At 55.6% G+C, this 18928-nt stretch carries 18 protein-coding genes and 2 tRNA genes; 10 read left to right on the top strand and 10 right to left on the bottom strand.

Features of this window, described 5'->3' with window-relative positions:
- Both ACLRGG_RS15795 and gltX read left to right on the top strand, forming a co-directional pair.
- Positions 1-282, top strand: a 282-nt coding sequence (locus tag ACLRGG_RS15795) for a hypothetical protein (RefSeq protein ID WP_416250660.1), incomplete at its 5' end; no start/stop codon positions are given.
- A gap of 14 nt (positions 283-296) precedes the next feature.
- Complete coding sequence (gltX, locus tag ACLRGG_RS15790; RefSeq protein ID WP_416250659.1) at positions 297-1718, top strand: glutamate--tRNA ligase; 1422 nt, start codon at positions 297-299, stop codon at positions 1716-1718.
- A 264-nt stretch (positions 1719-1982) separates the two neighbouring features.
- Here gltX and ACLRGG_RS15785 read toward each other — a convergent pair whose 3' ends face one another.
- Together ACLRGG_RS15785 and ACLRGG_RS15780 are read right to left on the bottom strand one after the other, a co-directional pair.
- Positions 1983-2342, bottom strand: a complete 360-nt coding sequence (locus tag ACLRGG_RS15785) for a YfeC-like transcriptional regulator (RefSeq protein ID WP_067705859.1) — start codon at positions 2340-2342, stop codon at positions 1983-1985.
- A gap of 152 nt (positions 2343-2494) precedes the next feature.
- Entirely contained in the window at positions 2495-3280 is a 786-nt protein-coding gene (locus ACLRGG_RS15780; RefSeq protein ID WP_416250658.1) for a formate/nitrite transporter family protein, read from the bottom strand.
- Between the two features lie 416 nt (positions 3281-3696).
- On the opposite strand from ACLRGG_RS15780, the gene ACLRGG_RS15775 reads away from it, so the two are divergent.
- The 4 genes from ACLRGG_RS15775 to ACLRGG_RS15760 all read left to right on the top strand — a co-directional run bounded on the left by ACLRGG_RS15775 (position 3697) and on the right by ACLRGG_RS15760 (position 5330).
- Positions 3697-3772: transfer RNA gene (locus tag ACLRGG_RS15775), tRNA-Ala, on the top strand.
- A 45-nt stretch (positions 3773-3817) separates the two neighbouring features.
- Positions 3818-3893: transfer RNA gene (locus tag ACLRGG_RS15770), tRNA-Ala, on the top strand.
- Positions 3894-4223: 330 nt separating this feature from the next.
- Entirely contained in the window at positions 4224-4802 is a 579-nt protein-coding gene (locus ACLRGG_RS15765; protein WP_416250667.1) for a TetR/AcrR family transcriptional regulator, read from the top strand.
- Between the two features lie 48 nt (positions 4803-4850).
- Positions 4851-5330 carry a nuclear transport factor 2 family protein gene (locus ACLRGG_RS15760; RefSeq protein WP_416250657.1) on the top strand — a complete coding sequence of 160 codons (480 nt, stop codon included), beginning with the start codon at positions 4851-4853 and terminating at the stop codon, positions 5328-5330.
- Positions 5331-5426: 96 nt separating this feature from the next.
- On the opposite strand, the gene ACLRGG_RS15755 is transcribed toward ACLRGG_RS15760, so the two are convergent.
- Positions 5427-6098 (bottom strand): YoaK family protein, encoded by a 672-nt coding sequence (locus tag ACLRGG_RS15755; protein WP_416250656.1) that lies wholly within the window; start codon positions 6096-6098, stop codon positions 5427-5429.
- Positions 6099-6236: 138 nt separating this feature from the next.
- On the opposite strand from ACLRGG_RS15755, the gene ACLRGG_RS15750 reads away from it, so the two are divergent.
- Positions 6237-6989 carry an AraC family transcriptional regulator gene (locus tag ACLRGG_RS15750; RefSeq protein ID WP_416250655.1) on the top strand — a complete coding sequence of 251 codons (753 nt, stop codon included), beginning with the start codon at positions 6237-6239 and terminating at the stop codon, positions 6987-6989.
- A gap of 70 nt (positions 6990-7059) precedes the next feature.
- Here the strand turns inward: ACLRGG_RS15750 and ACLRGG_RS15745 are convergent, their stop codons facing one another.
- The 5 genes from ACLRGG_RS15745 to ACLRGG_RS15725 all read right to left on the bottom strand — a co-directional run bounded on the left by ACLRGG_RS15745 (position 7060) and on the right by ACLRGG_RS15725 (position 12315).
- The gene (locus tag ACLRGG_RS15745; protein ID WP_416250654.1) at positions 7060-8673 is read right to left on the bottom strand and encodes a rhodanese homology domain-containing protein; all 1614 of its coding nucleotides are present in this window, start codon (positions 8671-8673) and stop codon (positions 7060-7062) included.
- Positions 8666-9253 carry a cysteine dioxygenase family protein gene (locus ACLRGG_RS15740; RefSeq protein WP_416250665.1) on the bottom strand — a complete coding sequence of 196 codons (588 nt, stop codon included), beginning with the start codon at positions 9251-9253 and terminating at the stop codon, positions 8666-8668. Before ACLRGG_RS15740 ends, ACLRGG_RS15745 begins: the two co-directional genes overlap by 8 nt.
- Positions 9250-10221: an ABC transporter substrate-binding protein gene (locus ACLRGG_RS15735; RefSeq protein ID WP_416250653.1), complete on the bottom strand. Its 972-nt coding sequence runs from the start codon at positions 10219-10221 to the stop codon at positions 9250-9252. The genes ACLRGG_RS15740 and ACLRGG_RS15735 overlap by 4 nt, the downstream gene beginning before the upstream one ends.
- Entirely contained in the window at positions 10221-11303 is a 1083-nt protein-coding gene (locus ACLRGG_RS15730; RefSeq protein WP_416250652.1) for an LLM class flavin-dependent oxidoreductase, read from the bottom strand. The genes ACLRGG_RS15735 and ACLRGG_RS15730 overlap by 1 nt, the downstream gene beginning before the upstream one ends.
- 106 nt (positions 11304-11409) lie before the next feature.
- Positions 11410-12315: a LysR family transcriptional regulator gene (locus tag ACLRGG_RS15725; RefSeq protein ID WP_416250651.1), complete on the bottom strand. Its 906-nt coding sequence runs from the start codon at positions 12313-12315 to the stop codon at positions 11410-11412.
- 151 nt (positions 12316-12466) lie between these two features.
- Between ACLRGG_RS15725 and ACLRGG_RS15720 the strand changes: the two genes are divergently transcribed.
- Together ACLRGG_RS15720 and ACLRGG_RS15715 are read left to right on the top strand one after the other, a co-directional pair.
- A complete protein-coding gene (locus ACLRGG_RS15720; protein ID WP_416250650.1) occupies positions 12467-13387 on the top strand; it encodes an aliphatic sulfonate ABC transporter substrate-binding protein in 921 nt (306 codons plus the stop codon).
- A gap of 1 nt (position 13388) precedes the next feature.
- Positions 13389-14696, top strand: coding sequence for an NtaA/DmoA family FMN-dependent monooxygenase (locus ACLRGG_RS15715; RefSeq protein WP_416250649.1), 1308 nt, complete (start codon positions 13389-13391; stop codon positions 14694-14696).
- Between the two features lie 51 nt (positions 14697-14747).
- Here the strand turns inward: ACLRGG_RS15715 and ACLRGG_RS15710 are convergent, their stop codons facing one another.
- On the bottom strand, positions 14748-15935 hold the full coding sequence (locus tag ACLRGG_RS15710) for a NupC/NupG family nucleoside CNT transporter (protein ID WP_416250648.1): 1188 nt from the start codon (positions 15933-15935) through the stop codon (positions 14748-14750).
- A 320-nt stretch (positions 15936-16255) separates the two neighbouring features.
- Entirely contained in the window at positions 16256-17206 is a 951-nt protein-coding gene (locus tag ACLRGG_RS15705; protein ID WP_416250647.1) for an Rpn family recombination-promoting nuclease/putative transposase, read from the bottom strand.
- 440 nt (positions 17207-17646) lie between these two features.
- Between ACLRGG_RS15705 and ACLRGG_RS15700 the strand changes: the two genes are divergently transcribed.
- Entirely contained in the window at positions 17647-18885 is a 1239-nt protein-coding gene (locus ACLRGG_RS15700; RefSeq protein ID WP_416250646.1) for an Nramp family divalent metal transporter, read from the top strand.
- Positions 18886-18928 lie beyond the last annotated feature (43 nt).

Genomic DNA, 18928 nt, shown 5'->3' with positions numbered 1-18928 from the left:
CTACCAACTGAGCTAATCACCCCCGCTGTGTGGAGTCGCATTATAGGGATCGCGGGAAATGAGTCAACGGTTTTTGAAACGAAAATCACTGTTCGTCTTAAATTTAAACAAGATGTTGGGCTTTTATGCAAAAACGGCCGTCTGGTGGGGGGAATTACCGCTAACCCTGGCCGTAAGCGGGGGAATGGCGTTGAGGATTCGCTTGCAGATGGTAGAATGTTGCCCACTCTCTTTTGGTCTTTATCAGACCTCCTCCGGCAATGGCCGAATCTGATAGCGTAATAAGGCAGCTGTTAATGAAAATCAAAACCCGCTTCGCTCCCAGCCCAACGGGCTACCTGCACGTTGGCGGCGCGCGCACCGCCCTATACTCGTGGCTGTTTGCCCGTCATCAGGGCGGTGAGTTCGTGCTGCGTATTGAAGATACCGATCTGGAACGTTCCACCCAACAGGCTATCGACGCCATTATGGACGGAATGAACTGGCTGGGTCTGGACTGGGATGAAGGCCCGTACTATCAGACCAAACGCTTTGACCGCTACAACACGGTTATTGACCAGATGCTGGAAGCAGGCACGGCCTATAAGTGCTACTGCTCCAGGGAGCGCCTTGAGACGCTGCGTGAAACGCAGATGGCCAATAATGAGAAGCCGCGCTATGACGGTCGCTGTCGTGGCAGCCATGAGCACCATGCTGATGATGAGCCGTGCGTGGTGCGTTTTCGCAACCCTCAGGAAGGCTCAGTTATTTTCGACGATCGTATCCGTGGGCCGATTGAATTCAGTAACCAGGAGCTGGACGACCTGATTATTCGTCGTACCGATGGTGCGCCGACCTACAATTTCTGCGTAGTCATCGACGACTGGGATATGGAAATTACCCACGTGATCCGCGGTGAGGATCACATCAATAATACGCCCCGTCAGATTAATATCCTGAAGGCAATCGGTGCTCAGGTACCGGTTTACGCGCACGTATCCATGATCCTCGGCGACGACGGCAAAAAGCTTTCCAAGCGTCACGGGGCGGTAGGGGTGATGCAGTATCGCGACGACGGCTATCTGCCGGAAGCATTGCTGAACTATCTTGTCCGTCTGGGCTGGTCACATGGCGATCAGGAAATTTTCAGTATCGAGGAGATGAAGCAACTGTTCGACCTGGAAGCGGTCAGCAAATCAGCCAGCGCGTTCAATACTGAAAAGTTACAGTGGCTGAATCATCACTACATCAATTCGCTGGCACCGGAATATGTGGCGACGCACCTGCAATGGCATATCGAGCAGGAGAATATTGATACGCGCACCGGTCCTGAACTGGCCCAGCTGGTGAAGCTGCTGGGTGAGCGCTGTAAGACACTGAAAGAGATGGCAGCATCCTGCCGCTACTTCTATGAGGACTTTGATGCCTTTGATCCTGACGCCGCGAAGAAACATTTGCGGCCAGTTGCACGTCAGCCACTGGAAGCTGTGCGTGACAAGCTTAGCGCGTTAACCGACTGGACGGCTGAAAATATCCATCAGGCTATTCAGGCTACCGCTGACGATCTTGAAGTTGGCATGGGTAAAGTGGGCATGCCTTTGCGCGTCGCGGTAACCGGCGCTGGTCAGTCTCCGGCCCTGGATGTGACGGTCCATGCTATCGGAAAGACGCGCTGCGTCGCCCGAATTAATCAGGCCCTCAGCTGGATTAAGGCGCGCGAAGCTCAGCAGTCAGTCTGATAAAATCGTGCAGCGAAAAGCCGTTTACCTGGCATCAGGTGAACGGCTTTTTTTTAGCCAGTGCCTGACGGCATTGATATTGGTAGCGTTTATGCACGTCTGCATCATGCAGCCCGGCAGGCTGTTTTCATCTGGCAGTGGTGTTACTGAATGCGGTGTGATGAAAGCAGGCACTGCCGGTTTGCAGGGGCCACAATCACGTGATCCCGTGTCAGCACCGGGAACAGCCGGACGAAGGGGCCGTTTCCGCCCGGCGAACTGCTTTTATTGATCGTTACCGCGAATACTTAGCCGATTCAATAATCCCTGTATGCCTTCGCGTAATAACAGTGAATAAAGCTGATCCTGTTCTTCGGCATTCATCTGCTGGAGTGACGTCATTAGCAGGGCAGGAAGGGAGTTATGGGTTACGCGATAGGTAGCGGTGGGCTCAGCGGCGTGACGCGTAGATTTGAGGAAGTTTTTAACCCGCTCATCAATAAATATCATCCGTGCTTTACCGCCCTGAACGCCGGGTTTAGGCGCGGTTGTCCATTGCTCTTTCTTAACCCATTTGTTGATGGTCTGACGACTGAAACCCGTTTCCTGCGCCAGTTCTTCTGGCGTTAACCATTCCTTTTTCATAGTGCAATCCCTTTTGCGAGTTATGTAACATGATCATATTACAGCAAAATGTTCCCAGAACAACTAACAGGAAGCTTTAAAAAGGGCAGAAAATTTGGCAGGCAGGACAGGAGAATAATAACCCCCGGTCCTGAAGACAGGGGGCATTAAGTTTAGCGGGGGGCAACGGCACTCAGCTGTGAACGGTAAGCCATAAAGTAGGCCAGGCCAACAAAGACGGCACCGCCGACGGTATTACCCAGAAAAACAGCTGTAAAATTAGGCAGGTAGGCCGCCCAGCTTAACTGACCGGCGAAAATAGCGGCCGGGACGATAAACATATTGGCGACGACGTGCTGGAAGCCGATGGCAACAAAGGCCATGACCGGGAACCACATACCAAAAATTTTACCTACCACGTCTTTACTGGCAAAGGCCAGCCATGTTGCCAGGCACACCAGCCAGTTACAGCCAATACCCGAGATAAAGGCGTGAGTGAAATCGGCATTCACTTTGGCCGTGGCGATGGCAACGGTCTTTTTCAGATAGTCACCTTCGGTCATGCCCAGGATGTGGCCAAAGAACCAGGCAACGGCCAGGCTGCCGACAAAGTTCGCCAGGGTGACCCAAAACCAGTTACGCAGCAGGCTTAAGCCGCTTATCTGGCGGGCAAACCATGCGATGGGCAGGGTCATCATATTACCGGTCAGAAGTTCCCCTCCGGCCAGAATAGTCAGAATGATCCCCACCGGGAACACGGCGGCGCCTAACAGCCCGCTGAATGAACCCCAGTCAGCAGGAAGGGAGTTGATAACGTGAATATCCAGCAGAAATCCAACGGCAATAAATGCACCGGCCATAAAACCGAGGATAATCAGCGTGGCGACGGAATACTGGCTTTTGGCAACGCCCGACTGAATGGCGAACGCCGCAATTTCTTTAGGTGAATAGGAGGACATAGTAGCTCTACGTTTCTGGTGTGATAATGAAAATGGCCAAAGGCATCGCGTCAGGAAAATGCGCCTGAACCTTGCTGTGTGCGGGCTGGCCGTCAAAAACGTTGCAGTTTTACACGCAGTCTTAACAAAAACAAGGCCGATTAGAGCTGTTTTTAACGCCTTGTTTACATGATTGCGGCGGACAAAAGAGGGGCGTAGTCATATTGTGGCTCGATTTGCTTCTGCGCGGCATATTATGCATCCCAACATGCAGGCCTGAGCGCGTTTATGCTGCCGGGTCTGAGAGAGAAGCTGCCAAAAAAAACGCATAATGGCGGCTTTTTCAGCGATTGACCGCAGAACGGTAATTTGCCGTTGACACCGCACACGCCGTTTCATATTATCCCCGCCGTCAAGACGACAAGGTTTTTCGGTATGGGGCTATAGCTCAGCTGGGAGAGCGCCTGCCTTGCACGCAGGAGGTCAGCGGTTCGATCCCGCTTAGCTCCACCAAATCTTCACCAGCAGATTTGGACTGAAAAGCAGTTTCTTTGTTGTGGGGGTATAGCTCAGCTGGGAGAGCGCTTGCATGGCATGCAAGAGGTCAGCGGTTCGATCCCGCTTATCTCCACCAATCATCTCTGGATATCAAATCCCCTCATTGCCAAAAAGCACATTTCTGCTCCCGCTATGATAGCTATCAGCCCTGTTGTATGGGGTCGCCAGATTCTCGACGCTCAACCCACTCATAATTCAACAGTAAGTGCGCGAAATCACGCCGGGTCATACCGCTTACGTTGTTGTATCTCATAAAAAGGCATTGTTTCTCAATATACTTTTCCTGACCGGTTTTTCTGGCCGCCCTCCGTATCCTGTCTTTATCGGTACTTCTTTAAACCTGGCCCTTCTGTTAATAAAGATTTATTGCGTTGACAAGATGGAACGATCGTTCTACTTTCACATCATGAACACAAAAAATTCAGATACGCGCAAAAAAATTCTCGGCACCGCCGGGAAACTGATTTATCAGCAAGGTATCCAGGCGACCAGCATAGACCTTTTGGTAAAAACCTCCGGCGTGTCCAGAAAAAGTATTTATCACTACTTCGTTAATAAAGATGAAATTGCCGCTGCGGTACTGGAGGCACGCGACCTGCAATGGATGGAATGGTTTTGCCGTGAGACCGAAAAAGTTACGCACCCGCGCGCGCGCATTCTGGAAATGTTTAATGTGCTCACCGGGTGGTTTAACTCGCCTGATTTTCATGGCTGTGCGTTTATCAACACGGCAGGTGAGATGGGCAACCCCGCCGATCCGCTCCGTCTGATAAGTAAGTCACACAAACAAAAGTTACTCAATTACGCGTTATTATTATGCGAACTGGCAGGGTGCGCACAACCGGCAATTCTGGCCCGACAGCTGCTTATTCTGATTGATGGGGCCATTACCGTGGCAAAAGTGATGGGCGATCCTGAGGCCGCAGAAAATGCCAAAACGATTGCCATTACGTTACTGGATAAGCCCGTTCCCGCGCCAGTCTGATGGCGGTTTATCAGCTGAGCTGTTTATCTTTAATTCCGAGGAGTTGCTATGTCCGATCGTCAGGCCACACGTCCACCGCTTCCCCCTTTTACACGCGAATCAGCCATTGAGAAAGTGCGTCTGGCCGAGGATGGCTGGAACAGCCGCGATCCGGAGAAAGTCTCGCTGGCTTACTCCGTTGATACGCGGTGGCGAAATCGCGCCGAATTCGTCGGGAGCCGCGATGAGTGTAAAGCCTTTCTTGAACGGAAATGGCGTAAAGAGCTGGACTACCGCCTGATAAAAGAGCTGTGGGCCTTCGCTGATAACCGTATTGCCGTTCGCTATGCCTATGAGTGGCATGACGATTCAGGAAACTGGTTTCGCTCCTATGGCAATGAAAACTGGGAATTTGGCGAAGATGGCCTGATGACCCGACGCTTTGCCTGCATTAATGATATGCCGATCAGCGCCTCAGACCGCAAATTTCACTGGCCGGCCGGGCGCCGCCCGGATGACCATCCCGGTCTGTCAGATTTAGATCTTTGATTCAGCCTGCCGTTTCCCAAACGAAACCTGATGAAATGGGTGTTGGGACAGGATAATTTTATCAGCTCATAATGTGAATATCTGTCCCAGCCCGTACTATTTTTTTGTGGTAATCCACGCCCATATTGCGACGAATACAGGAATAATCAGGCACTCCAAACCGACACCGCGATACAGCAGCGCTCCACCGATACAGCCTGCCGCAAAGCCCAGCAGGTTTTTTCCTGTCGGTTTCATTCTATTTTTAATAACGCTTCTTTTCCCGACGTCCTTTTGACTGAGCAAATCTGATATATCAACAGCAAACTGTGTAACGTTACCTGTCATCAGCGTGGTGGGTGGCATGCTTTTCATATGCAGGCGCGAGACCGTATTTTGTATCGCCATTGCCGAGACAGCCGTCATTCCCGTTAGAATGGCCGGGGGGCTATCGCCATCTTTAAATGGACCCAGCGATATGGCAAGCACACAGAATAGCGCTAACAACAACGTGTGGGCGGCTAACAGCGGGCGTAGCGGGTGAATGCTCTTTTGCTGTAGCGAAGAGGCGCTTATATGGCTCAGGCCTACCACCAGTGCAAAGAGTGGCAGGGCGATTATCTTACCAATGGCACCGGAAGTCCCATGAACAATACTGACGCCAGGGGTGACGAAGTTACCTGTTACATGCGCCGTAAAGAGTCCCTGCAGTGCAAGGAAACCGACGGTATCAATATACCCGCCGTTAAAGCTTAGCGCCGGAGCCAGTAGGCGGTGAAATGATTGCATGAATATTCCTGTATGGAGTTGGCTATATGCCCTGCCGGAGAGTGACAAAGCTCGCCATCAGTTCTGTTGGCTGTCATTATTGCAGAAGCAATAAGAGATAATTCTGCCAAACCGACAGAAGAGTTTGAGGTGAGGACAATGTCAGAGCAATTGCCGCTGCGCGGGGAATATGTGATTCATGAAAGGGGGGCGCGGATGGCCCGCCATCACCATCCCACCGTGCAACTGACCCTGGTTATTAAGGGGACGCTATCGGTTCAAACCGAAGAAGGATTGTGGCTGGTTCCCCCCGGGCGGGCAGTCTGGATAACCTGCGGCTTACCACACAGTATTTATTACAGTGAATCGTCTGAAATTATTAACTGCTTTATCCCGGCGGAACATGCTGAACGTGTGGAGGCCCAGTGCCGTACCTTTACCACCACGCCGCTGTTAAAAGCGCTCCTGGCGGAGGTGGTGAATTTTTCCCGACCGGAGCGGAATAACGGCGATGCCAGAATGATCCTGTCGTTGATTATTCACCAGCTCAATTTGGTGATAAAGCGCCTGGATTTATTTATCTCTTACGGACATGACCGTCGGTTAAGGATGGCAGTCGATCTCACGCGTCAGTCTCCGGGGCAAAACTATTCTCTTAAACAATTAGCCGACAGGGCAGGCTGTAGCGAAAGAACCCTTTCCCGGCTATTTATCAGGGAAACGGGAATGAATTATTTGAACTGGCGCAATCGCTACCGGGTCATTTGTGCAGTAGAACGGTTATCCCGCGGATTTAGCGTAACCCAGGTGGCGCTGGATCTCGGATACCAGGGAGGCAATAATTTCTCCACGATGTTTTCCCGGGTGATGGGCATGTCGCCCAGGCAATATATGGCATCGATACCAAGCTGACTGACCACGCCTGTCTCTGGTGTTCAGGGCCCGATGGGCCCTTATCCCGCGACGCTGTCTGATGAGCGCTTTACGCCCCGGCGACGTTTTCCGTCAGGACGTTAAAGCCGTGCGTGCCATCGCGGTCCAGCTGGGCAATCAGACCAAACTCCCAGTCGAGGTAAGCCTGCATCGCGTCGGGCGCGTTGTCGGTGCCCTCATAGGGACGGCGATAGCGATCGTCGCGCGGCTGTAGCAGCCTTGTCTCTCCCGCCTCCACGGGCAGGCCAGCCGCTTTCCAGGCCGCATTGCCGCCCTTTAGCACCACCACCGGGCTGCCGGTCAGTTCGGAAAGCTGCTGAACCGCAAAGCGCGCCAGCATGCTGCTGCCGCAGGTCACCACATAGCGTTGCGCAGCCGGTATCGCCGCCCGGCCTTTCTGCGTCAGCAGCGACCGCTGTAGCCAGGCGGCACCGGGTATATGGCCGTTAACGTAGTTAGCGCTGGTGGTGAAGTCCAGCAGCTGGGTGTCTCCCCGATCCAGCCACGCCGCCAGCGCGGCAGGCTCAACCTCTTCCTGCCGGGGCAGGGCAGGGATTACGGGAGCCCAGGCGCCGGTCTCGCTGAAATCTGCGGCACGGAGTCCATCTACTACCGCCACATCCCAGCCCATTTGCGCCAGCCACGAGGCGCTCATATTGGCCCGTACGCCATCATCATCAACCAGTATCACCTGTGCCCCTCTGACGCTGGCGTAGTGATCGGTTTCCTGAACCAGCTGGCCACCCGGCACGTGACGCGCGCCCGGCAGATGCCCCGCAGCGTACTCCTCTGAGTCACGCACGTCGAAAAGATAGCGCGTACGTGTTTCCTGCTGCTGCCACTCGCCGAGCTGCGCGCTCAATACCCGTTTAACGCCCACGCTATCGGCGACTTTCCGCGCGTCCTTTGCAGCCTGAATTTTTGCGTTCTCGCTCACCTGGCCAAAGCGGCGCGTCTGTCCATGATCCAGCTTTAATCCGGCCAGCGTCCAGCCGATAGTGCCGTTACGCAGCGCATAAACAGGATTATCGATCCCGGCATTGATCAGCGACTGTGTGCCGATAATGCTGCGGGTCCGCCCCGCACAGTTAACGATGATGGTGGTTTCCGCTGACGGAGCCAGGTCCCGAACGCGCAATACCAGCTCAGCACCCGGCACGCTGATGCCTCCGGGAATGCTCATCGTCTGATACTCATCAAAGCGACGGCTGTCCAGTACCACCACCGGGCTGCCGCTGTGCAGCAGGGCGTTGACCTCTTCCGCTGGCAGAGAGGGCGTGTGACGGCAACTTTCTACCAGCTCGCCGAAGGCCTTGCTGGGGGAATTGACGTCAATAAACAGCTCGCCGCCGTCCGCCTGCCAGCCCGCCAGGTTATTCTCCAGCAGCGCTACGTCAGAGTAGCCAAGCGTGGATAAGCGTGCGGCCGCTACGGCCGCCAGCCCTTCGCCGCCGTCGTAGAGCGTCACCGGCGTTGCCCGCCGGGGAACGCGGTTGAGGATTTCAATCTCCAGCTTTGAAAGGGGAATATTAACCGCAAACAGCGGATGACCGGTGGCGTAGTAAGCCTCTTCGCGCACGTCGATGAGCGCCATCTCCTGCTGCTGAAGGAGGGCGGAACGAATATCGCCTGCGCGACGAAAATGTTGCGATATATCAGTCATGTGAGAGGTCCCATATATTGGGTAAAAAAGCGTTGTTGTAGCCGGAAATAAAGGTTTTTTCACTGCCATCGGTCTGATAGACGGCCCGCTTTACGGCACCAATATTGCCGCCGTAAACGTGAATACTGATTGAAACGCCATCCTGCCCATTGCTGACGCGGTGGATATCCCCCGCTGCGGGCGAGACCGCCTCCACGCGGCCAGGTTCGAGGCGAACCGGTTTGCCATCGGGCGTCAGGCCATGAGCCTCACGTCGATACCCCTGAGAAATTTCACTGCCGCGCAGCATGCCAATCAGCCCCCAGACGTGGTGATCGTGTATCGGTGTGCGCTGATCAGGCCCCCAGACGAAGCTCACGACCGAAAAACGCTGTTGCGCATCGGCGTGCAGCAGATATTGCTGATAACGTTGAGGATCCGGCTGGGCGAATTCCGGCCCAAGCCAGTCATCATGGCGGATAAGTTCACCGAGGAGCTGACGACCCTGGTGCAGAATGGTTTCCTCGCTGGGATGGCTATCCAGCAGCGAGGCCAGGCTCCCGACAAAGTCGCGCAGCCGGTGATGTTGAAGAGGCATTATTTGATCCCCTGTTCAGAGGCAACCTGATTGGCGCCCGCGGAAAGGTCGTAGTCAAACGCCTGATGGACGTCGATACGTTTTGGCAGCACGCGGTAATTGAAGAAGAAATCAGCCGATTTTTGCAGGGTATCGGCCACCTGCGGAGTAAAGTTCAGCGGACGGATCTGCGCGCTGGCAATCCAGCGGGCGACGATCGCGGGGGGAAAGCCCAGTGATGTTGAGAGGGCATTGGCAAACGCCTGCGGATGCTGCGCGGCCCAAACCTGCGCTCTGGCAAGGCGGGTCATCAAATCAGCAATGGCTTTACGCTTAACCGGATCTTTTAGCGCTTCCTCCCGCGCCAGCGCGTAGGAGTAGCCGGAAAGTATCCCTTTACCGCCGCCTTCCTGCACCCTCACATCTTTATCCACTTCCTCCGCAGAGGAGACGTAGGGTTCCCAGGTGGCCCAGGCATCCACAGCATGGCTGGCGAGCGCTGCCCGTCCATCGACCGGCCCAAGAAAGCGTAGCGTCACGTCGGAGGGTTGCAGGCCCGCGCGCTCCAGCAGGCCCAGCACCAGATAATGGCCCCAGCCTCCACGGTTTACGGCAATCTGTTTACCCTTGAGATCCTTCAGGCTGTTAATACCGCTATCCGGTCGCGTGAGCAGCGCAATGCTGTCAGGGTTGTTTTGCCAGGCACCCACCGCCTTCACCGGCGCGCCTGCCGCAAACACGAACAGGAACGGCAGATCGCCGGTGAAGCCGATGTCCAGCGCACCGGCGTTTAACGCTTCCTGCACCGGCGCGCCGGAGTCAAACGAGGTCAGTTTCAGGTCGTAGGGCAGATCCTTAAGCTGGCCCGATTCACGCAGCGAGATAAACCGGTCGCCCTTAACGTCCCCCAGCTTAAGGGTTACTTTCTCCGCTGCGCCGGCACTCAGTGAAAGGGCAGCCGCCAGCCCGAAGAGAAGCAGTGAAAACCGCATCAGGCACTCCTTGCTACGCGACGTGCCGCGACTTTTTCTCGCGTAAGGGGGATAAGCTCTTTACCATACTCCCGCGCATCGTTGAGGGGGTCGAAGCCGCGGATCAGCACGCTTTCAATGCCCAGGTTGTAATAGTCCAGCAGGGCATCAGACACCTGGTCCGGCGTGCCGACCAGTGCGGTGGAGTTGTAGCCACCGCTCACCAGTTTGGCAATGCCGGTCCACAGAACCTTGTCCAGCCGCGCCCCTTCATTTGCCGCTGCCAGTAGCCGCTGCGCGCCTACGCTTTGCGGTTTCGGCAGGCCGAAATCATGCCCGGATGCGGTCAGCTTGTTGCGCGCCGTCTCCAGAATATGTTCCGCCTTCTCCCAGGCCTCCTTCTCCGTTGGAGCAATAATGGGACGGAAAGAGATATTGAAGCCGATTTCCCGACCCTGCTTAGCGGCGGCGGCGCGTACGGTGCGCACCGTTTCCGCCGCGCCCGCCAGCGGCTCGCCCCAGAGAGCGAACACATCGGCATGACGCGCGGCAACCGCAATTGCCTCGGGCGAGGAGCCGCCGAAATAGATCGGAAGGTGCGCCTGCACCGGCTTGATGGCGGAAAACGCCTGCTCAGTCTGGAAATACTCTCCCTGATGATCCCAGGGATGCTCCGCTTCCAGGCTCTGTCGCAGTACGCTGAGGAAGTCATCGGTGCGCGCGTAGCGCTGTGCTTTGGTGAGAAAATCGCCGTCGCGACGCTGCTCCTCGTCGCTGCCTCCGCTGATGATATGCACGGCCAGCCGCCCATCGGTTAGCTGGTCCAGCGTGGCCAGCTTGCGGGCGGCCAGCGTCGGAGAGACGAAGCCGGGCCGATGCGCCAGTAAAAATTTGATGCGCGATGTATTCGCGGCCGCATGTGCGGTGACCAAAAAGCCATCGGGCTGATCTGACCAGTATCCGACCAGTACGCGGTCAAAGTCTGCCTGCTCATGCGCCTGGGCGAAGTCTGCAATATAGTGCTTATTAAAAAGCGGGCCGCTGGGGGCAATGATTTCTGACGCCAGCCGGTGGCCGATCATACCAAGGAACTGAATGCCCATGATGTTTTCTCCTGGAGGAAGGCCGGCAAATTACCGACAGAGAGAAAACCCTAAGCTGAATTCTAATATGTGTGAAATTCATAATTGTACGTAGCTAATATAAAAACTAACTAATGTCCCCCGCGGCAGGGTCATATCCCTTCGCCAGCACAGCGGCAAATACCGTCACCGCCGCCTGCTGATTCGCCGGAAGCCCGGGGTGCACGAGCCAGAGTTGACTCAGGGGAGCGAAGTCGGCCAGCGGCACGCTGCGCACCCGATGCTGCGGTGAAGCGTGCTTCACCAATATCTCCGGCATAATACCCAGCCCGCGCCCCGCGGCGATCAGCGCCAGTTGTAACGCCACGCCCTGAACTTCGACATTCAGCGTCAGGGGGACGCCGCGATCCGCCAGCGCCCGTGCAAGGGTCGCGCGAAAGCCGCAGCCGTCAGGGTTGAGGATCCAGCCCTTTTTATAGCAGGCCGCCAGCGTGGCAGGCAGCGGCTCGCCGTCGTCGGCGGTGACCACCGCCAGCGGTACGGCCGCCAGTGCCGTCGCGTTGAGAGCGTCGTTGAAAATTTTATCAGCGGGGGCCAGCAGCAGTGCCGCATCCAGCGCGGCCTGATCGAGGGAGCCCAGCAGCTGAACGCCCCAGCCGCTGTTAAGCCGCAGCTGGAGGTGGGGATAGCGCGACTGCATCAGGGACAGCGCAGGCAGTAGCGCGGTATCCGGGAGGCTATGCGGCAGGCCGAAGCGCAGTACGCCACGGGGCGGTGCGTCCGTCGCCACCAGCTGATTCAGTTCATGCACCTGGCCGGCAATGCGCTGGCACTGCTGATAAACCTGCCAGCCCAGTGACGTAGGTTTCAGAGGTTTGGTCTGCCTGTCGAGCAGCTGAACGCCAAGTGATTCTTCAAAATTTTGTACGCGGCGGGTCACCGCGGGCTGGGTCAGCCCCAGTTTTTCAGCCGTCTGCTGGGTCGACTGTAGCTGAACAAGGGTGATAAATGCATGCAGATCGTCGAGCTTCATTTTCCATTTTCCACCGGCAAAGAGGCTCAGCATAAGCAGCGCGCGGGCAAACAGATATGTTAATTTTGCATATTGAATGCACACAAAATGCATTTAGAGAATAAAAAAGCCGGTGGTAGTCTCAGTTTTTTTACTCATATTGAGACAGCAGATGAAAGCATTCACACGGAGTACCCTCGGCCTGATTACGGCACTGCTCTCCACGTCGACGCTGGCGGCCGGTACGCTGGCCGTCGGCGATCAGCGCGGCAACGCCCGCGCCATCCTTGAGGCCGCCGGAGAGCTAAAACATACCCCCTATATCCTGGAGTGGCATGAATTTGCGAATGCAGCACCGCTGCTGGAGGCGATGCGTGCCGGATCCATTGACGCCGGTTCAGTCGGTGACGCGCCGCTGACCTTTGCCGTGGCAGCCGGGCTGGATGCGAAAGGGATCCTGGCTACGCGCTATGCCGGCAATGCGCTGATTGTCAAAAAGGGCAGTGCCATCCATCGGGTGGAGGAGCTGCGCGGAAAGCGCATTGCGACGGTCAAAGGGTCATCCGGCCATAACCTGGCCCTACAGGCACTGAAGCGCGCGGGTGTCGATCCGGCCAGCGTCTCGTTTGTCTTTACCACGCCTGCGGAAGCGACGCTGGTGCTGGATCAGGGCGGGGTGGATGCGGTGTCGACCTGGGAACCCTACGTCTCATTCGCCACGTCCCAGTCGGGCGCGCAGATCATTGCCGACGGCCGTGACTACCCCGCAATCAACTACCTGATAGCCAGTAACAGCGCCATCGTCAGCAAACGGGCCGAGCTGGTCGATTTCAGCCAGCGGCTGACGCGCGCCCGCGCGTGGGGTGAGCAGCATCCCGAGGCGTATGCGGCATCTATCAGTAAGCTGCTGCGTATTCCGCAGGCGGTGGCCCTGCTGAAGGTAAAGCGGGAGGTGAATAGCATAGATGACAACAGTCCGGAGGTGCTAAAAGTGCAGCAGAATACCGCCGACCTGTATGTGAAAAATGGCCTGATCCCCAAACCGCTCAGCGCCGCAGCTTTCGTCGACCTCAGCCTGTCACAAAGGAAGTAACATGCATCTTGCGCTCTATCTAAGCGATACCGGGCTGCATGCGGGCGGCTGGCGCCATCCCGAGGCGCAAAATCCCGATCCGATGCAGCTCAGCACCTGGCTAACGCTGGTCAAAAAAGCGGAAGAGGTGAAGTTTGATTTTGCTTTTGTGGCCGATAAGCTGTCAATTGATGACATCTATGGCGGCGATATCGCCACCACAGTGCAGTATCGTCCCGGGTATGCCCGCCCGGAACCGATGGCGCTGCTTACCGCACTTGGCCTGTTTACCGATCGCATCGGGCTGGGTGGCACGCTCTCCACCACTTACGGCGAACCCTTTCACGCTGCCCGCACGCTGGCGACCCTCGATCATTTTAGCGCCGGGCGCATGGCGTGGAATGCGGTCACCTCGACCAACGATGGCGAGGCGCGCAATTTTAGTCGATCGCAACATATGGGGCATCGCGCGCGCTATCAGCGTGCCGGGGAGTTTATTGATGCGGTACACCAACTGCTGGCGAGCTGGCAGCCCGACGCGCGGGTGGCTGACAAAGCCTCCGGGATCTGGGCCGATCCGCGAAAGGTCAGCTATACCCATTTCCACGGCGAGCATTTCCAGATCCAGGGGCCGCTGACGGTGGCAGCCTCTCCGCAGGGAAGGCCGGTGCAGATTCTGGCCGGGGTTTCAGAGGATTTCCGCGATGTGGCTACCCGCGTGGGCGAAGTTATTTTTACCGTGCAGCCGGAGCGGGCGCGGGCGCAGCAGTTTTACCAGCAGTTTAAAGCGGAGATGCTGGCGCAGGGACGCCAGCCGGAAGCCTGTAAAATTCTGCCTGGCGTGATGCCGATAGTGGGCGCGACACGCCGGGAGGCAGAGGAAAAGCGGCGGCTGCTGGATGAACTGGTCAACCCGCTGGCCGGTCTGAGCTTTATGTCTGCCAGCATGAATTACGATTTGTCACAGCACAACCCCGATGCGCTTTTCCCGGATATTTTTCAGCATATTAACGGGAGTAAAGGGCGCTTTGAGTATGTTATCGCTCAGGCGCGCAGCGAGGGGAAAACCCTGGCGCAGGTCGCCAAAAACTATGCGGCGAGCGCATCGTTCCCGGTGATGGTCGGCAGCGCGGCAGAAATAGCCACTGAAATGACACTCTGGGTGGAGAGCGGAGCCTGCGACGGTTTTGTACTGATGCCGGCGGATATGCCTGCATCGCTCGCTGATTTTGCGAACTACGTCGTACCGGAGCTGCAACAGAGGGGAGCTTTTCGTCAGGATTATGCGGGGAGAACGCTGCGCGACCATCTCGACCTGCCGCTGCAATAAAAAGGCGACCCGGCAGGGGTCGCCCTGATAACCGACTGGGCAGGGGACACTTTAGCCCAGCACCAGCCCGGCAATGGAGGCGGACAGCAGGCTCACCAGCGTTGAGCCGTACAGCAGCTTCAGACCAAAGCGAGAGACGACATTACCCTGCTGCTCGTTCAGGCCCTTAATCGCACCGGCCACGATGCCGATAGACGAGAAGTTAGCGAACGACACAAGGAACACGGAAAGGATGCCCACGCCGCGCGGCGACAGGGTACCGGCCACTTTTTGCAGGTCCATCATCGCCACAAATTCGTTTGAAACCAGCTTGGTGGCCATAATGCTGCCAACCTGCAGGGCTTCTCCCGCAGGCACACCCATCACCCAGGCAAACGGATAGAACACATAGCCCAGTACGCCCTGGAAGCTGATACCAAAAAGGGTGTCAAACAGTGCGTTAATAGCGGAGATCAGCGCAATAAAGCCAATCAGCATCGCCGCTACAATCACTGCCACCTTGAAACCGGCCAGGATATATTCGCCCAGCATTTCAAAGAAGCTTTGCCCTTTATGCAGATCGTTCAGCTTAAGGTCTTCCTCGCTCTCTACGCGATAGGGGTTAATCAGCGAGAGCACGATAAAGGTGCTGAACATATTGAGGATCAGCGCCGCCACCACGTACTTCGGCTGGAGCATCGTCATATAGGCACCGACGATAGACATTGAAACGGTCGACATTGCGGTTGCCGCCATGGTGTACATGCGGCGCTGCGACATTTTTCCAAGGATATCTTTGTAGGCGATAAAGTTTTCTGACTGTCCCAAAATCAGTGAGCTTACCGCGTTGAAAGACTCAAGCTTACCCATGCCGTTTACTTTCGAGAGTACGGTGCCAATCGCGCGGATAACAACCGGTAAAATGCGGAAATGCTGCAAAATGCCGATCAGCGCGGAGATAAAGACGATAGGGCAGAGCACGTTCAGCCAGAAGAAGGCCAGCCCTTTATCGCTCATGTTGCCGAAGACAAAGCTGGTTCCCTGTGCAGCATAGGAGAGCAGCTTGTCGAAAAACCCGGCAAAGCCCTGCACGAATCCGAGGCCGACTTCCGAGTTGAGGAAGAACCACGCCAGCAGCACCTCAATAACCAGAAGCTGGATAACAAAACGTATACGAATGTTCTTGCGATCGCTACTCACCAGCAGGGCCAGCAGCGTGACGACACCCAGTGCTAAAGCAAAATGCAGAATGCGGGACATGTATGCTCCAAATTTGAAGGCTGTTATATTTCGCTGCACATTCTATGTAACGGGACATGGAAAAACGAGAGCTAATCCACAATATAAAAATTACCTATCGCCTCTCTGATGAGAACTTGCTTCGCGATCACATCCTGACGCTGTTACGGGTCTGAAGCATAACTGCAGGGAAAGGCAGGAGAAGGGTTTTTCGAGTGGATTGGTGAGTAAGGAGCACGAGGGTTTGATTTGCTCTTTCCGTACATCCCTCAGGGTTAGGGAGCAGGCTGGACGTAATGTTCCTGTTCTGGCAGTGTACGCTGCCAGAACAGGGACAGTAATCAGTGGCTGATCTGCGCCAGATCGCCTGCGGTCAGACCCGTCATTTTCATGACGGTGTCGCGGTCAAGTCCGTTCTGCAGCATGGTACGGGCAACTTCGAGCCTGGCTTCATTGCGACCTTCCTGTCTGCCCAGCTGGATACCCTTCTCGATACCCTTCTCGATACCCTTCTGTTCAAGCTGTTGCGCGATGGTCATCAGTTCGTCCTCATGTTGCGGCACCCGATGTGCCAGTTCACGTACAAAGGCCTCTGCGTCTGAAGTTTCGCCTGCCTGTACGAGATAGTTTATCAGTGAAATCAGCTGCTGTCCTGTCAGGTGTTCTGCCAGCAACAGGCTGACCAGATTGTCCATCAGGTCGGCCAGATCGCGCCGGTGAATATGTTTCTGCAGCAGCGTTAACGCGGCCATACTGCGGTGGCCCATGATCTCATCATCAGGTATGACTGTCACATCGACTAGTGGAAAGTCAGTGCTATAGAGCTTTTCGGCCAGCTCAGGATCGTTAAACTCGTCCAGCCAGCGGGTAGAATAAGGGTAGGGGCTGCGTCTGCCAGTGTAGAACAGCACCGGGATCACCAGAGGCAGCTTTTTATGCCCGGCGTCCAGATGACGTTGCATAGCCGCAATTGAATAACGAAGAAGCCGGAACGCCATATGTCTGTCCGGTGTGGACTGATGCTCGATGAGTACGTGGATATAACTCTCATCACCGGCTGTGGTTCTCAGGCTATAGAGCACGTCGCTAAAGTACGGGCGTAAGCTTTCCTCCACAAAGCTGCCTGACTCCAGCCTGAGGGTACTGAAGTCACAGACAGCCTGCAGTTCAGTGGGCAGATGCAACTGCATGAAATCCCGTGCGGTTTCGGAATGCGTAAGAAACTGTTTAAACACCAGGTCATGTGGGGTCGGGGTACCCTTCGCACTACTTTTAGCTTTCCTGTTAGCCATGCGCTTCTCCATTGCTTCTTTTGTCGCCAGGATTATACGGGAACGCTGGCCTGCCACACTGAAGTTTACTGAATCCGCAAAATAGCGGTAAAACCATGGCGTTAAAGCACAAATGTCTTTCCGTACTCTCTCCTGTGGCAGGCATGAGTGCGTTCATATACCGGTGCGTGAGTGACACAGGAAAGGCGGGCCAATTTTTTTTCGAAGGTTACCCTTCATAAAAAGACACCCGACGGCTTGTGAGGTCTTACTCACTCACCTAAAGTTAAAAGAGTTGCTCATTTGTTAGCTGTAACGTAATTTGCCCTGAGGTATAGCCTTTGCTATGTTTCTTACCGCTGGCTATCACAGCGATAACGACAATCTATCTACATGCACTTGATAATCATTATCATCTAAAAGACAATACGATTCTAAGGTGATTAGCAGGGGAAATAACTATGTTGGAAGGCCGCACCGTGGAGCAGATTGCCCGTGGTTCCCGTAAAATTAAGTTCGCGCTCATGGGTCCGGCCTTTATTGCTGCTATCGGTTATATCGATCCCGGCAACTTCGCCACCAATATCCAGGCCGGTGCCTCCTATGGCTATAAGCTGCTGTGGGTGGTGGTATGGGCGAATATCATGGCGATGGTTATTCAGCTGATGTCAGCCAAGCTGGGTATCGCCACCGGTAAGAATCTGGCCGAACATATCCGTGACCGCTTTCCCCGTCCTGCCGTCTGGTTTTACTGGGTACAGGCAGAAATCATTGCGATGGCGACCGATCTGGCAGAGTTTATTGGGGCGGCGATCGGCTTTAAGCTGATTTTTGGCGTCAGCCTGTTACAGGGCGCGGTCCTGACCGGGGTGGTGACCTTTCTGATCCTGATGCTGCAACGGCGTGGGCAAAAGCCCCTTGAGCTGGTGATCGGCGGCCTGCTGCTGTTCGTGGCGGCAGCCTATGTGATTGAGCTGTTTTTTTCCCAGCCTAAAATCGCCGATCTGGTGCGCGGGATGGCCGTTCCTGCTTTGCCTGGCGCGGATGCGGTGCTGCTGGCTGCGGGCGTGCTGGGCGCAACCATTATGCCGCATGTCATCTATCTGCACTCTTCGCTAACCCAAAGCCCTGATGGCGGCACGCGAGCGGAGCGTTATCGCTCAACCAAGCTGGACGTGGCTATTGCCATGACCATTGCTGGATTTGTGAATCTGGCGATGATGGCAACGGCTGCGGCGGCTTTCCATTTCAGCGGTCATACCGGTATTGCCGACCTTGAGCAGGCCTGGCTTACGCTGGATCCGCTGCTGGGACGCGCGGCTGCGCTGGTCTTTGGCCTGAGCCTGCTGGCGGCTGGCCTCTCATCGACCGTGGTGGGCACCCTGGCCGGACAGGTGGTGATGCAGGGTTTTACCCATATTCATATTCCGCTGCTGGTGCGCCGGATCATTACTATGCTGCCCTCTTTCATTGTGATAATGGCTGGGTGGGAGCCAACCCGGATCCTGGTGATGAGCCAGGTACTGCTGAGTTTTGGTATTGCGCTGGCGCTGGTACCGCTGCTTGCTTTTACCGGCAATCGCGAACTGATGGGAGATATGGTGAACTCACGCCTGATGCAGACGGTGGGTAAGGCGATCGTAGCGATTGTGGTGGCGCTGAACCTTTACCTGCTGGTCGCGATGGCGCTTAATCTCTGATAATGCCGATATGTTATAAAGGGGCTGACGTGGTGTTCAGCCC

The organism is Erwinia sp. PPS120 (assembly GCF_047918655.1).
GTDB lineage: Bacteria > Pseudomonadota > Gammaproteobacteria > Enterobacterales > Enterobacteriaceae > Erwinia > Erwinia tasmaniensis_A.
The sequence above is the reverse complement of the archived record's forward strand: the minus strand, read 5'-3'. Positions and strand labels throughout refer to the sequence as shown.